This window comes from Wenzhouxiangella sp. 15190 (assembly GCF_003417465.1).
GTDB lineage: Bacteria > Pseudomonadota > Gammaproteobacteria > Xanthomonadales > Wenzhouxiangellaceae > Wenzhouxiangella.
Genome location: NZ_QVMV01000003.1, coordinates 23,268 through 38,252 on the forward strand (window position 1 = coordinate 23,268; position 14,985 = coordinate 38,252).

Below are 14,985 nucleotides of genomic sequence, written 5' to 3' on the forward strand. Positions count from 1 at the left end.
GGTCGGCGAATCCCTGAGTGTTCGAATGAAGCTTACAGGCGCGGTTTGCCCTGCAGGAACGTGCGTGCCGGGTAGACCAGCGCATGGTTTTCCATGGCGGTGCGTCCCAGCAGCATACGATAGCGCATTTTCTCACGGTTGGTCAGGGTGATGTCGACGTCCCAGCGCGAATGCCCGATCACCAGTGGAGTTCGTATCGTCAGGCGTTCTTCCGGCTCACCGGAGGTGTTGCGGACCCGTCGAATCCGGCGTACTTCGGCTTCGCAGCGCTGCCAGCGGACGGTCTCGTGGCGGCCGATGGGAATGTGGAAGATGGCCAGCGTGACGCCATCGCGTTCGACCTGCTCGATGTCGCTGGCATGCATCGCGCACGTCTTGGCGCCGGTATCGACCCGCGCCCGCAGCTGACTGATTCCCAGGTCGGGCAGGGCGACCCACTCGCAGGCGCCGATAATCATGTTGGGCTGGATCTGCGATTTCATCCTCTTATGCCGGTTCCGGAAAACAATGAACCACGGAAGACACTGAAATCACGGAGGTCAAAAAGGATCTGCTGATGACATTCCGTGTTTTCAGTGATTTCCGTGGTTGCATGTTTTTCGGCCTTTATTCTGCCTTCGAGAGGTCGGCGATCATGGCCCTGAGGAAGCGCGCCGCTTCGCCGCCGGTGCAGGCGCGGTGATCGAAAGTCAGCGACAGCGGGATCATGCGGTGTACTTCCATGCCGCCGAGAACCGGGACCACGTCGTGGCGCAGCACGCCCGCGGCGACGATGGACACGCAGGGCGGATTGATGATCGGCGTGGCATAGCGCCCGGCGAACACCCCGAAGTTGGACAGCATGATCGTGTAGTCCTTGAGGTCTTCGGGCGGGATGCTGCGGTTGTTGACGTTTTCCTTCAGGCGGTTGATCTCGCCGCGGATGTCCTCGTGCGAGCCGTTGTGCACGCCCTTGAGCCGGGCCACGAACAGGCCGTCGGCGGTGTCGACCGCCATGCCGACGTCCATGCCCTTGTGCACCATGCGCATGTTCTGTTCGTCGTCGAACCAGGCGTTGAGTCCCGGCTCGGCCTTCGCGCCGGCGGCGAGCGCGCGCAGCAGGCGGAAAGTGACGTCCTCGCCCGCACGCCATGCGTGGATGTCGGCGTCGTCCATCAGGGTGGTGGGTACGACGCGCTTGTGCGCTTCGCTCATCGTGCGCGCCATGGTTCGGCGGGTGCCGCGCAGCGGTTCCCATTCGCCGCTGGCCGATGCGGCCGGCTGGCTGGGTCGGCCGGACTCGGCCGGCTTTTGCGCGCGTTCGGCGTCGGTCGGAAAATCCGGCTCGGGGCGACCTGCCGACTGCGCCTGGCGCGGTTTCGACGGAGCCGTACCCTCTTCGGCTGCCTTTCGAACGTCCGCGGCCGTGACTACGCCGTCGGCGCCGGTAGGCGTGACCTGGCCGAGATCGACCTTGTGCTTGCGTGCGAGGGCGCGGACGGCCGGAGTGACCTTGACGCCCCCGACGGTCGAAGTGCGTTCCTGCAGCACTTCGCCACCGGCCTGCATCTTGCCGACGACCGTGCCTGAATCCTCGCGTTCTTCACTCCCGGTGGTTTCGGAGTCGCCGGTTTCGGAGCCAGTGGTATCGGACTCGGAGCTTTCCTGCGGCGATGCTTCGCTTGAGGCCTCGCCCGCAGCTTCGTCCGGCTGTTCCGATTCGGCCGCCGCCTCGGTGGCCGGCGGTTCGTCCTGCGTGGAGGCTTCGGTGCCGGCATCGCCCTCGACCTCGAACTCGGCCAGCGGGGCGCCGGTCTTGATCACGTCGCCGGGGCCGCCGTAGAACTTGACCACCTTGCCGTCGAACGGGCTCGGGACTTCCACCACGGCCTTGGCCGTTTCCATCGAAACGAGGGGTTGGTCCACTTCGACCTCGTCACCCTCGGAAACCAGCCATTCGACGATTTCGGCATCGGGCAGACCCTCGCCGAGATCGGGCAGATTGAAAACGCTCATGAAACCTCCAGAATCTCTTTGGCCGCGTCGACGATGCGACGGGCGCTGGGCATGTACTTCATTTCATTTCGATACAGCGGCATGACCACATCGTAGCCGCAAACGCGCTTGACCGGCGCGTGCAGGTGCCAGATGCCGGCGTCTGCCAGGCCGGCCGCGATTTCGCTGGCCACGCCGCAGTGTTTCGGCGCTTCCTGCACGATCACGCAACGACCCGTGCGCTCCACCGACTCGATGATGGTCTCCATGTCGAGCGGGCTGACCGTGGCCACGTCGATGACCTCGACGCTCAGTCCCTGCTCTTCGAGCTGATCGGCGGCCTCCTGGGTCTCCTTGACCATCGAACCCCAGGTGACCAGGGTGATGTCGTTGCCGTCGCGGAGGGTGTAGCAGACGTCCATCGGCAGTTCTTCACCGTCGTCGGCCACTTCTTCCTTCTGCCAGCGGTAGATGCGCTTGGGTTCCATGACGATGACCGGATCGGGATCGCGGATGGCCGCCAGCATCAGCCCGTAGGCGCGCGACGGGGAGGAGGGGATCACGACCCGAACCCCCGGCATGTGGGCGAACAGTGCTTCGGGACTTTCGGAATGATGTTCCGGTGCGTGAATGCCGCCGCCGGAAGGAAAACGCAGCACCATCGGGCAACTCATCCGGCCACGGGTTCGATTGCGCAGGCGGCCGGCGTGGCACATGATGTGGTCGATCATCGGCATGGTAAAGCCGCAGAACTGGGCCTCGGCAACCGGTTTCATGTGCTGGGCGGCCATGCCGACGCTCATCCCGGCAATCATCACTTCGGCCAGAGGAGTATCGATGACGCGTTCCTCGCCGAACTTGTCGTACAGGCCGGCGGTGGCCCGGAAGACGCCGCCGTTGACGCCGACGTCCTCGCCAAACATGACCACGGCCGGGTCTTCTTCCATGGCCCGCGCGAGCGCCATGGTGATCCCGTCAATCAGGGTAATCGCTGCCATCAGTGCTGCCCTCCGTCCTCGGCGTAGTCCTGCGCGTAGCTGCGCTGTTCGATCAGGTCGTGCGGCAACTCCTTGAACATGTAATCGAACATGGCCGTCACGGGCTGCGGATCGTTCTCGATCATCTCGAGGTACTCGTCCGCTGCCTGCTGCACCCATTGCTTGCACTCACCCAGCAATTCCTCTTCCTGCTCTTCGTTCCAGGCACCCTGTTCGACCAGGTAGGTCTTGAGGCGTGACAGCGGTTCCTTGTCCCAGGCTTCGTCGACTTCGTCGCTGGGACGGTAGCGACGGGCATCGTCGGCCGTGGTGTGGTCGCTTAGGCGGTAGGTGAGCATCTCGATGACGAAAGCACCCTTTCCCCGGCGCGCGGCGTTGATCGCCTTGTCCATGGCCCACAGGCACGCGATCAGGTCGTTGCCGTCGACCTGGATGCTGGGCAGGCCGCCGGCAATGCCCTTCTGCGCCAGCGTCGCGGCGGTATTCTGCTTCTTGCGCGGCACCGAGATGGCCCACTGATTGTTGACGATGACCAGCACCAGCGGCAGCTTCCAGGCGCTGCCGGCGTTGATGGCCTCGAGAAAGTCACCCTTGGAGGAGCCGCCGTCGCCGACGACGGTCACGGCCACGCGCTCTTCCTTCTTGAGCTTGAAGGCCATGGCAGCACCGGCAGCGTGCAGGCACTGCGTGGCGATGGGTACGCACCAGGCGAAATCGTGTTCGGGTCCGCTGAAATCGCTGCCGCGTTCGTCGCCACCCCAGTAGAGGAGAACCTCCGACATTTTCACGCCGCGATAGAACTGTGCGCCGTACTCGCGGTACATGGGAGCGAAACAGTCCTCTTCCTTCATGGCCGCGCCGATGGACACGTGGGCGGCTTCGTGCCCCAGGCTTGACGCATACGTGCCGAGTTTGCCGGTACGCTGCAGGGCAACGGCCTTCTTGTCGAAGCTGCGCGTGAGCACCATCAGCTTGTAGAGCTCGGTCAGCCTATCGAAGTCCTTCGCCAGCGCCGGCACCTGCTGGTCCTCGACCAGCTTGCCGTCGGGCTTGAGAAACTGGAAATAATCCACCTTGAAGGCGGCGGCGGTCTGCGCCATGACGAATCCTCTCTTTGTGATTTTCCGGATCCCGGAGCGCCGGCCGGCCACTCCGAAACGGGGGCGTATTATAAGCGCTTCGAACCGGCGGGAGGAAACACCCTGTCACCTTCGCGCCTGGGCGGCTTCAGGACGGGAAAAGTGGCAAATGCCGCCAATTCGGAGGCTATCGGGGCGTTTATGCCATAATCACTTTTGCTTTAACACAACAATCAGGGGTACTCGAGGATGAAAAAACTGATCACACTCGTCGGCGGACTGGCGCTGGCTGCCGGCCTCAATGCGCAGTCGGTGCCGATGCCGGCCCTTTCCGCGCCGGTGACGGTTCATACCGATGCCAACGGCATACCGACGATCGTCGGCGACACCGAGCACGACGTCAACTACGTGCGCGGCTTCCTGCACGCGCGCGATCGACTCTTCCAGATGGATTACCTGCGGCGGGTCGCGTCCGGTACCCTGGCCGAGTTGCTGGGCGAAGGCGCGCTGAGCAGCGACATCGAACTGCGTACGCTGGGACTGCGGCGCGGAGCGCTCGAAACCTGGCAGCACATGAACGCCGACGAGAAGGCCTGGGTCAAGGCGTATTCCGACGGCGTCAACGCCTTCCTGGCCGCGGCCGATCAGCTGCCGCCGGAATACGGCGCCCTGGAATTGACCCAGGTCGAACGCTGGTCGCCGGTGGATTCGCTCATTATCGGCAAGCTGCTGGCATTCCAGCTGTCGTTCGACTCCGGCGTGGTCGATCGCACCATCCGACTGGCCAACTACCAGGGGGTCGGCGACGCAGCCGGTTTCGACGGCATGGCGCTGTTTTCCGAGGATCTCTCGCGCAGCGCGCCCATGGATGATCGCCTCAGTATTCCGAATTTCTTCGAGTCCGCCGGCATCGTTCAGGTCCCCGGCTCGAAAGAGCCGAGCCTGCAGTCGGAAGGCGGCGAATCTTCTGCATCAGGTGGCTGGCAGAACGTACCGCAGCTCGACGATGCAGTCGTCGACAGCCTGAGCAGCTACATGGAGCGTGTCCGCAACATCCCGCTGCTGGGCACGACCGTCGGCCGGGCCGAGAACCGTGCCGGTTCGAACTGGTGGGTCGTTTCGGGCGAACACACCGAAAGCGGTTTCCCGGTCATGGCCAACGATCCCCACCTGGGCCTGGACATGCCGGCGCTGATGATCAACGAGAATATTGTCATCCGTGACGAAGAACGGGTCGTCAGCGGTGTGAACCCGCCCGGAACGCCGCTCACGCTGCTGGGCTGCAACCTCAACATCTGCTGGGGGCTGACCAATCACAATATCGACGTCACCGACTACTTCCAGGAAGACATCCTGACCAACAGCTACGGCCTGCCCACGCACACCGTTCACGAAGACGGCGAAGAGTCTGTGCTCTATGCTTTCCAGAGCTATTTCGTCAACGGCGTCGGCGACGGCGAAATGGACAACGTCAATCGGGCCAACGTCGGCTACGATGCCGGTGGCATCACCTTCCTTGTGCCGCGTCGTAACAATGGCCCCATCGTCGCTCAGCCCGATGCCAGTTCCGCGATTTCGGTGCAGTACGCCGGCTGGGGCGCGACGTTCGAACTGAGCACCTTGCGCGGGTTCGAGCGTGCCAGCAATATGGAGGAATTCCGGGCGGCCATCGACAACTGGACCTTCGGCTCACAGAACGTCGCCTACGCCGACGTCGAGGGCAACATCGCCTATTTCACCACCGGCGCGGTGCCACTGCGCGAAGACCTGCAAAACAACAACGTCGGCGGCGGCGTTCCGCCATTCCTGCTTCGCGACGGCTCGGGCGCCCTCGGCCACGACTGGTTGCCCGCCAACGAAGACTCGCCGCGGGCAGCGCCGTTCGCCTCGCTGCCGAAGTCGGAAATGCCGCACGTGGTCAATCCGCCCTGGGGCTACATCGCCAACGCCAACAACGATCCGGTGGGTACCACGCTGGATAACAACCCGCTCAACCAACTGCGTCCGGACGGCAACGGCATCTATTACCTCAACCCGTCCTACTCGGGACTGCGCATGGCGCGCATCGATCGGGAACTGCAGGACATGATCGCCGCCGGTCCGGTCAGCGTTGATCAGATGAAGGCCCTGCAGGCCAACAACCAGATGTTCGATGCCGAACTGCTGGTGCCCCATATTCTCGAGGCCTTCGAAAACGCCACCGGGGAGGATGCCTGGCCCGGACTGGCGCAGTTCGCCCTCGATCCGGGTGTGCAGGAAGCCATCGGTCGTCTGGCCGAATGGGATTTCTCCACGCCTACGGGCCTGGCCGCAGGCTGGGATCCCGGCAGCCCGGCCGGTAGTGGTGAGCCTTCGGCCGAGGAAGTTGCCAACAGCGTGGCGGCCACCATCTACTCGGTCTGGCGCGGCCAGGTGATCGGTAACACGATCGATGCCACGCTCGAGGCCCTGCAGCTTGGCGACCATCGACCGGGTTCGAGCGACGCCCTGCGCGCATTCCATAACCTGCTGGCCAACTTTGATGAAAATGGCGGCTTTGGCGCTTCAGGCGTGCCGTTTTTCAATGTCGAGGAAGCCCCGGACATGGCCTCGGCGCGAGACACGATTCTGCTCGCCAGTCTGGCGCAGTCGCTCGAGCTGCTGGCCAGCGACGAGTTCGCACCGGCGTTCGCCAACTCTACCGACCAGAGCGACTATCGCTGGGGCAAGCTGCACCGCATCGTCTTCAGTCATCCCCTGGGCAGCGATCCGTTCAACGTACCCAACGGCGGCGGCCTGAGCGACGTGGGTGAGGGCCTGCCCGGCGTGGCACGAGCGGGTGGCTACCAGACGGTCGATGCCGCCTCGCACAGCGTTCGGGCCGATGGGGTCAACGATTTCATGTTTGGATCCGGCCCGGCGCGTCGCACGGTTGCCGAGATGACGCCCGGCACGCCAAACGTATCGGAGGTTCTGCCCGGTGGTCGCAGCGGTGTACTGGTGAGTCCCTTCTACACCAACCAGTTGCGTCTGTGGCTCGTCAACGACTACCTGCCGCTGAGCTTCGGCGAAAGCGGTGGTCAGTCGAGCGCCGTGGATAGCACGACCTTCACGCCATGAACTTTTGACGGCGTTGACGGAGTCGAAAGCGCCCGCCACCGTGCGGGCGCTTTCCTTTCCGGTCTGGGGCCTGAATCTTGAAACGCATCGAGATCAAGGCCATCTTCTGTACTTGTTCCGCCCCTGTGGATGTTTCATGATCAACCTGCTAGACCATTTTTCCCTTGCGCACACCCAGGTAACGCGCCTCAATGCGGACCTGCGGGAAATCGTGTCGCCTGACGAGCCGTTCAGCGCCAAGGTGGAACTCAAGCTCACGCCGCTGGAGATGCCTTACGAGGGTGAGCTGCCCCAGTATCAGGTGACTGCCCGCCTGAAATGCCGGGGAAACAGGGAATCGGACAACCCCGACCAGCCACTGTTCACGATCGAGTTGGTCCTGCAAGTGGTCTACGAACAGTTTCGGGGTGAGCCGGTCGGGTTCGAGACGTTCAAGGAAAATCACGGCACCCTGACCAGGCAGCTCTACCCCCTCATTCACCACCAGCTCCAGCCGATTTTCAAGCAATTCGGGCTCGACCAGATCAAACTGCCTTACGATCTGGCAGGCAACGCGGCCCAGCAGGTCGGCCAGAGACAGGTGCATTGACCCATTTCAAGTGTGAAGTGCGCTTGTTGGTGAAAGGGGATCAAATTGACCCGGGGTGGTGGGCGTGGAAGAATCGAGCCACGACAACAGCAGGGACATGAGCACGTGACGGGAGTGCAGCGGGAACCCATTTCCAAGGTCGATATCGCCTGGCTGCGGATGGAGCAGCCGACGAATCTGATGATGATCACCGGTGTGATCATGCTCGATGAGCCGGTCGACTTCGAGGCGTTTCGCGATGTACTGGTCAACCGTTTTCTGGCTTTTCGCCGATTTCGCCAGAAGGCTGTGGAATCCGCTCGAGGTTGCTGGTGGGAAACCGACGAGCTTTTCGAGCCCAGCGCCCACATCGTGCGCACCGCGCTTCCCGGCGACGCCGGCAAGGTGGAGCTCGAGGAGCTGGTCTCCCAGCTTGCCTCGACCCCCCTGGACAAGACGAAGCCGCTTTGGCAGTTCCACCTGGTCGAGAACTACGCGGGCGGTCCGGCGGTCATCAGCCGCATTCACCACTGTTATGCAGACGGCATCGCGCTGGTGGAGGTGCTGCTGTCACTGACCGAGTCCGATCCCGACAAGTCGCTGCGGCAAATCAGCCCCGAGCGCTGGAAGAAGCGGCGGGCGGCGGAATCGAACATATTCCGACGGCTGATGGCTCCGGCGCGGGAGGGAATCGACGCAGTGAGCCATTTAAGCTACAAGATGCTGGAGGAGGTCGCGCAGGTGTTTCGCGAGCCCCATCTGGCGGGCGATTACGCCGGGATCGCCACTGACCTGAGCGCCGAACTGATCAATGTGTTGCTGCTGCCGGACGATCCGCCGTCACGTTTCAAGGGGGAGCTCGGCGTGCGCAAGAACGTCGCCTGGGCCGAGCCAATCGATCTCGAGGAGGTCAAGGCCGTCGGCAAGGCGCTGGGCTGCACCGTCAACGATGTGCTCATTGCGGTGATGAGCGGGGCGCTGCATCGCTACATGGTCGAATGTGGCGACGACCCGTCGGAGGTCACCATGCGTGCCACGGTCCCGGTGAACCTGCGACCACTGGAGCATGCTCGCGAGCTCGGCAACCATTTCGGCCTGGTGTTCCTCGAGCTGCCGGTCGCAGAGGACAATCCGTTGGCCCGAGTCTACCGCGTGGCCGACCTCATGCATGAACTCAAGAATTCCAGGCAGGCAATGATGTCCCTGGGTCTTCTAGCCGCGCTCGGTATGGGCCCGGCGTCCTTGCAGAAACCCGCGCTCGACTTATTCAGTCGCAAGGCCTCTTCCGTCCTGACCAATGTGCCCGGTCCGCAGGCACCGCTTTACATGGCCGGCGCCAGAATTCGCGAAATGATGGTCTGGGTTCCGCAAAACGGATCGGTGGGCATGGGCATCAGCATCATCAGCTACAACGGCAAGGTGTTCTCGGGGTTGATTACCGACAACAAGCTGGTGCCCGACCCGCACAATGTCGTGGTCAACTTCGGCCGTGAATTCGAAAACCTGCTGCACCTGGCCATGCTGCTGGGCCCGCAGGAAGAGCCGCCCCACCCGGAGATGGCCGAGATGGTGCATGAGTGGATCGATGGGGAGGGGATTTAAGTGGCTTGCCGAAGCAGGGGGCTCGGCTGTCCGTAGGTGCCGTGCCAGTAGTGGCAAGAAAATAGTAAATAGAAAATAGAGGCGGTCCTCGATCAGGCCTCGTGGAGTACTTCTTTTCACTTTTTTCTATTTACTTTTTTCTATTTTCTGGTCACCACTGCGTGATTAGGTCAGCTGATCAATGGGCGCCCCAATGATTGAGTCGGCGCCCCCTCACACGCTCGCCTTCGCAAACTCCACATCCAGCTTCTGCATGGCATCGATGGGCTTGATGGTTGCGGCCTTCTCATAAGCGGCGTTGGAGTCGTCCAGGCGGTCGTCACCGAACAGCAGGTGCAGACCGTTGCCGTACTCGATGTGTGCGATCGGCGCCTCGGGAGTCAGTTTCAGGGCCTGCTCGAAATGTTCGAGCGCCTTTTCGGTAGTGGCGCCGTATGTGAGCTTGCCGACCATCCTGCCGACCTTGCCTATGATCTCTGCGTGATAGAGCCCGAGTGCGGTATGGGCTTCGGCGTGGTCGGGAGCCAGCGACAGGGCATTCTCGAGCGAATCGCGTACCTTGCCGCCGATACCCTGCGTCAGGGCCCGGCCGATCGAAATGCTCTGGCTGTAGCGGCCGAGCAGGAAGGCGTGAAAGTAGTGAGCGTTGGCGTCGTCATCCCACTTTCGAATCGCCGCCTCGGCGCGCCGGATACCCTCCTGATAGATGGCCACCTGGGTGTCCTCGTCTTCTTCAAGGTAGTCGGCGTAGATACCGCTTGCCTTGTTGGCCACGGCATGCGCCTCGAGGCCGGTGCTGTCCGCCAGGTCCACCGCTTGGGCAAAGTCGCCAGCGTGAAATCGGCGCCAAGCCTCGAGGATGGCGGAATCTTCCGGGAGCGGTTCAGCGTCGCCGCGATGGAGCTCATCCCAGGCCTGGACAAGCTTGTCACCGGGGTACTGAAGCGTCTTGTTGGCATGCGGGAAGGCGGCCCAGCTGGCGGTATCCATGATTAGTGTGCCTGCTCTAGAAATTCGGCCTATCTTACAACTGAAATCCACGTGACATCCGCCAAGCGGCGGAGAAAGGAGCAGAGACATGGCTAAGAAGACTGCCAAGAAGAAGGTCGCCAAGAAGAAGGTGGCCAAGAAGACTGCAACGCGCAAGACGGCAACCCGCAAGACCGCCGCGCGCAAGACTGCCACTTCACAGGTTCAGGACTACGCCCACGAGATCTGGTTGGCCGGCTTGGGCGCTTTCGCAATGGCGCAGCAGGAAGGTGAGAAGCTGTTCGATCAAAGTCGCAAGACCGTCGAGCAAACCAGCAGCCGAGTTGTGGGTGAAAGCAACAAGATGTTCGAACGCCTGGTCAAGGAAGGCAGCAAGCTCGAAGGCCGGGGCCGCAAGGCGGCCACTGACACCGTCAGCGGTGTGCGCGACGACGTCGAAAACCGAGTCGGCAAGGTGCGCGAATCGGCCCAGAGCAACTGGGACAAGCTTGAGAAGGTATTCGAGCAGCGCGTCGCTCGTGCCCTGTCTCGCCTGGGTGTACCGACCTCCGACGAAATCACCCAGCTCAGCAATCGTGTCGCCGAGTTGAACAAGGAGGTTCGCACACTTTCCCAGCAGCAGAAGAAGTCTGCCGGCGGAGGCAGCAAGAAGACGGCCAGCAAGAAGGCCGCCAGCAAGCCTGCCGAGAGCAAGAGCGCTTCCTGAGGTGCAGTAGTCGACTTCTCCAGACTACCCCGAAGCAGCCCGGGCTCCCTCCCTCGGCCCGGAACCGCTGCTCCTTCGACCCGGACCCTGTCCGGGTCTTTTTTTGTCTGGCTGATGGCCGTGCGGGCTGGGATGCGCCTGGTTAAGGCTTTGAGCGAGATGCTGGAGATTCGCCTTCTAGAAAAAAGAAAATGGGGTTAGAAAATAGAAAATAGAAAAAAGGAAAGGTGGATCGCGGCCGCAGCAACGCCGCAGTGGCCGACAGGGTCACCCTCTATTTTCTATTCACTATTTTCTTTTTTTCTATTCCCGGCGATACGCCCTGGCCAGCTCCGACAACTCCTCCCGCGCCTCCCCGACCAAATACGGACCAATCAGGCTCATCACCTGCCAAGCAGCACGATCCGGTTGCGGCTCTGCGTTGCGCTCGGCGACCTGGTCGAAGGACAGCCAGAAGGTCGAGACCAGCACGATGTTGCGGACAAGTGCGTCCAACTCTTCGGGGCTCGCCTCGAGTTGCCCCTGATCGGCCAGGCCTTCACTCAGGTGGCGGGCTGTCTGCATCGACAATTTGATGATGGCCTGGAAACGTTGCTGCAGGTTGCGGAAGCGTCCGCAAAGGTCGGTCAGGTCACGGTAGATGAAGCGATACTCGCCGATGGTTTCGAATACCAGGTGCAGGAAAAACCAGATATCCTCGACGTGGACATTGCGTGAATCGGGTGTGGCCAGCAGATCCAGCATGCGGTGTTCGAAGGATTCGAACAGCGCCTGGATCAGGTCACCCTTGGTGCGGAAGTGATAATGCAGATTGCCGGGGCTGATTTCGAGTTCATCGGCAATCCGGTTGGTGGGAACGTGCGGCTCACCCAGTTCATTGAACAGGGTCAGGGCGACGCCCTGAATGCGTTCACGCGTGTTCCGGCTCATTCCTGTCGCGGCCGGGAAGGCAGACTCAGCTTTTCAGGGACTCGACCAGGTCGATGTATTTCTGCTTCGCCTCGTCGGCATCCATGCCCTGCAGTTTCTCCCAGGCTTCGTACTTGGCCACGCCGACGAAGTCGAAAAACCCCGGCTTTTCCCCGGAGACGTCTCCTTTCGAACCCTGTTTGTACAGCGCGTAGAGTTTGAGCAGTGTGTCGTTGTCCGGACGCTGGTCAAGATTCTGGGCATCGTCGGCTGCCTGCTTGAAGCGTGTCTCCAGGTCGCTCATCGAGTCGTTTTCCCTTTATGGTCGCCAGTATCGGTCTTTCTAGCATGCCGCCCGAAACGGGTCAACGCTTCGATTCCGGCGCTGGATGGTGGCGGAATGGGAATTGAGTCGGTATCTTTGGGGCTGATCACAACCACGTCGCAGGGAGTGCCAGAAATGAGCTATTTCGTCACCGGGGGGACCGGATTTATCGGCCGCAATCTGATCGACCAGCTCGTCAGGCGCAAGGGAACGATCTACGTGCTGGTGCGGCGGGGTTCGAAGACCAAGTTCAACAAGCTCGTCGAAGAACGCTGGCCGGATCACAAGCGGCGCCTGGTGGCGGTGACCGGTAACCTGACCAAGCCGGCACTCGGCGTCGGCAAGGCGGATGTTGAGCAGCTCAAGGGGAAGGTCAGGCATTTCTTCCACCTGGCCGCAGTCTATGACCTGGCGGCGGATGCCGAAAGCAATGAGGCGGCCAATATCGGTGGCACCAGGCACGCCATCGAGCTGGCCGAAAAGATCAATGCCAAGCGTTTCCACCACACTTCATCGATAGCGGCTGCCGGCCTCTACCAGGGCACTTTCCGGGAAGACATGTTCGAGGAGGCGACGGGACTGCAGCACCCGTACTTTCGGAGCAAGCACGAGTCAGAGGGCCTGGTGCGCCGGACATGTTCCGTTCCCTGGCGGATCTACCGGCCGGGTATCGTCGTCGGTCACTCGAAGACCGGCGAGATCGACAAGATCGACGGCCCCTACTATTTCTTCAAGCTGATTCAGAAAATGCGTCGCATGCTGCCGCCCTGGGTGCCGACGCTCGGCCTGGAGGGTAGCCGCATCAATATCGTGCCGGTCGACTTCGTCGCCCAGGCCATGGATCACATCGCCCACAAGCCCAAGCTCGACGGCCAGTGTTTTCACCTGACCGATCCCAACCCCAAGCGCATCGGCGAGGTGATGAACCTGTTTGCCGAAGCCGCGCATGCGCCGCTGATGTCGATGCGCATCGATGCACGGCTGTTCAGTTTCATTCCGGCCCCGGTCAAGCAGGGGCTGACCATGCTTCCGCCGGTACGCCGGATCATCAAGCAGGTGCTCGAGGATCTCGGCATTCCGAAGGACATGCTCAGCTTTTTCAGCTACCCCACGCGCTTCGACAATCGCGATGCGGAAAAGGCGCTCAAGGGTTCGGGTATTTCAGTGCCGCCGCTGGAAGATTATGCCTGGGTGCTCTGGGACTACTGGGAACGTCACCTCGATCCGGAGTTGTTCATCGACCGGTCACTGTCGGGGCAGGTGCGCGACAAGATCGTTTTGATCACCGGCGCTTCCTCAGGTATCGGAAAGGCCACCGCCTTGATGATGGGGCAGGCCGGCGCCAAGGTCGTGATTGTCGCGCGCGGCGAGGAGGGCCTGAAGGAGACCCAGGCCGAAATCGAGGCCGACGGCGGGAAGGCCTTCTACTACACCGCCGACCTTGCCGACATGAAGCAGGGCGAGAAGCTGATCGAGCAAGTGCTGGCCGACCATGGCGCGGTCGATATCCTGGTCAACAACGCGGGCCGCTCGATTCGCCGTTCCATCCAGCTTTCCTACGACCGCTTCCACGATTACGAGCGCCTCATGCAGCTCAACTATTTCGGTTCTTTGAAGCTGATCATGGGGTTCCTGCCCGTGATGGTCGAGCGTGGCGGCGGACAGGTCATCAATATTTCGTCGATCGGCGTGCTCTCGAACGCACCACGGTTTTCAGCCTACGTCGCGTCCAAGGCGGCCCTGGATGCATTTTCGCGTTGCGCGGCTTCGGAGTTTGCCGATACCGGGGTGTCGTTCACCACCATCAACATGCCCCTTGTACGCACGCCGATGATCGCGCCGACCAAGATCTACGAGCACGTACCGACCATCACGCCCGAGGATGCCGCCGACATGATCAAGCAGGCGGTCATCTACCGGCCGCAGCGGATCGCGACCAGGTTGGGCATCTTTTCCCAGGTCCTGCACGCCACAACGCCCAAGATCGCGGAGATCGTGATGAATTCCGCGTTCCGGATGTTCCCGGACTCGGCGGCCGCCAAGGGGCGCGAGGACGAAGGTGAAGTCCAGCCGACCCAGGAGCAGGTGGCCTTCGCTTCGCTCATGCGCGGTATCCACTGGTAGGCGGGGATCAACCGTGACTCGTTTGCAGGATTTCTATCGCGTCGTGGAGGTCAGCGACGGCGACTTTCTCGCCGGCGAGATTTTTCGCCACAAGCTGGGCCATGAACTGCCCGATCGCGGTCGGCACCTCATCGGCTGCTATCGGGCCGGGCCGTTTCGATTCGTGCCCCTGGGATACCTGCAGATCGGTCGGCATGAAACGGTCGCGTTGGTCGGAGGAGGCTGCACGGACGGCCGGGCCTTTGCGCATGTCGACGCCGGGCACGCCGCGGCCATCCGCGAAGCCGGCGGTGTCCTCTATTCGCTCCTGCGTCATGCCTTCACGCGAATGGCCGGGGACTTCGAGGCTTTTTTCGGCTACTGCGGGGACGCCCGCGCCGAAGAAGTGGACCTGCAAGCCGGATTCGAGTACACCCGGTACAAGCACCTGCTCGCTCATTTTCATCGACCGATCGAAGCGCAGCGCAAGCAGGCACTGACCGAGGCGGTATACGAGTTGGGTCCCTTTTGAATGGAAGGACGCCGCGCTTTCGAGTCCCGGATAGGGGATCCGCAAACTACTCGCCTTTTGGCTATGGATCGGGCTTGAAGAATCCCAAATTTCAAGCACC

General features: G+C 61.9%; 13 protein-coding genes. 6 read left to right on the forward strand and 7 right to left on the reverse strand.

Annotated features, from left to right (window positions below):
- Positions 1-32: 32 nt before the first annotated feature.
- The 4 genes from DZK26_RS00535 to pdhA all read right to left on the reverse strand — a co-directional run bounded on the left by DZK26_RS00535 (position 33) and on the right by pdhA (position 4,072).
- Positions 33-482, reverse strand: coding sequence for a RimK/LysX family protein (locus DZK26_RS00535; protein WP_220336980.1), 450 nt, complete (start codon positions 480-482; stop codon positions 33-35).
- A gap of 124 nt (positions 483-606) precedes the next feature.
- Positions 607-1,995, reverse strand: coding sequence for a dihydrolipoamide acetyltransferase family protein (locus tag DZK26_RS14465; protein WP_116897003.1), 1,389 nt, complete (start codon positions 1,993-1,995; stop codon positions 607-609).
- Positions 1,992-2,972, reverse strand: a complete 981-nt coding sequence (locus DZK26_RS00545; RefSeq protein ID WP_116897002.1) for an alpha-ketoacid dehydrogenase subunit beta — start codon at positions 2,970-2,972, stop codon at positions 1,992-1,994. Before DZK26_RS00545 ends, DZK26_RS14465 begins: the two co-directional genes overlap by 4 nt.
- Positions 2,972-4,072, reverse strand: coding sequence for a pyruvate dehydrogenase (acetyl-transferring) E1 component subunit alpha (pdhA, locus tag DZK26_RS00550; protein WP_116897001.1), 1,101 nt, complete (start codon positions 4,070-4,072; stop codon positions 2,972-2,974). Before pdhA ends, DZK26_RS00545 begins: the two co-directional genes overlap by 1 nt.
- 228 nt (positions 4,073-4,300) lie before the next feature.
- Between pdhA and DZK26_RS00555 the strand changes: the two genes are divergently transcribed.
- From DZK26_RS00555 to DZK26_RS00565, 3 genes are all read left to right on the forward strand, one after another.
- A complete protein-coding gene (locus DZK26_RS00555) occupies positions 4,301-7,150 on the forward strand; it encodes a penicillin acylase family protein (protein ID WP_116897000.1) in 2,850 nt (949 codons plus the stop codon).
- Between the two features lie 136 nt (positions 7,151-7,286).
- Positions 7,287-7,739, forward strand: coding sequence for a hypothetical protein (locus DZK26_RS00560; protein ID WP_116896999.1), 453 nt, complete (start codon positions 7,287-7,289; stop codon positions 7,737-7,739).
- Positions 7,740-7,844: 105 nt separating this feature from the next.
- Positions 7,845-9,320, forward strand: a complete 1,476-nt coding sequence (locus tag DZK26_RS00565) for a wax ester/triacylglycerol synthase family O-acyltransferase (protein WP_220336978.1) — start codon at positions 7,845-7,847, stop codon at positions 9,318-9,320.
- Between the two features lie 213 nt (positions 9,321-9,533).
- On the opposite strand, the gene DZK26_RS00570 is transcribed toward DZK26_RS00565, so the two are convergent.
- Entirely contained in the window at positions 9,534-10,310 is a 777-nt protein-coding gene (locus tag DZK26_RS00570; protein WP_116896998.1) for a hypothetical protein, read from the reverse strand.
- 88 nt (positions 10,311-10,398) lie between these two features.
- Here DZK26_RS00570 and DZK26_RS00575 point away from each other — a divergent pair, with 88 nt between their 5' ends.
- Positions 10,399-11,016 carry a phasin family protein gene (locus DZK26_RS00575; protein ID WP_116896997.1) on the forward strand — a complete coding sequence of 206 codons (618 nt, stop codon included), beginning with the start codon at positions 10,399-10,401 and terminating at the stop codon, positions 11,014-11,016.
- A 303-nt stretch (positions 11,017-11,319) separates the two neighbouring features.
- Here DZK26_RS00575 and DZK26_RS00580 read toward each other — a convergent pair whose 3' ends face one another.
- Entirely contained in the window at positions 11,320-11,946 is a 627-nt protein-coding gene (locus tag DZK26_RS00580; protein ID WP_116896996.1) for a TetR/AcrR family transcriptional regulator, read from the reverse strand.
- Between the two features lie 25 nt (positions 11,947-11,971).
- Entirely contained in the window at positions 11,972-12,229 is a 258-nt protein-coding gene (locus tag DZK26_RS00585) for an acyl-CoA-binding protein (protein ID WP_116896995.1), read from the reverse strand.
- Positions 12,230-12,385: 156 nt separating this feature from the next.
- Here DZK26_RS00585 and DZK26_RS00590 point away from each other — a divergent pair, with 156 nt between their 5' ends.
- Positions 12,386-14,374 (forward strand): SDR family oxidoreductase, encoded by a 1,989-nt coding sequence (locus tag DZK26_RS00590; RefSeq protein ID WP_116896994.1) that lies wholly within the window; start codon positions 12,386-12,388, stop codon positions 14,372-14,374.
- A gap of 13 nt (positions 14,375-14,387) precedes the next feature.
- Positions 14,388-14,885, forward strand: coding sequence for a hypothetical protein (locus DZK26_RS00595; RefSeq protein ID WP_147306583.1), 498 nt, complete (start codon positions 14,388-14,390; stop codon positions 14,883-14,885).
- The last annotated feature ends 100 nt before the right edge of the window (positions 14,886-14,985 follow it).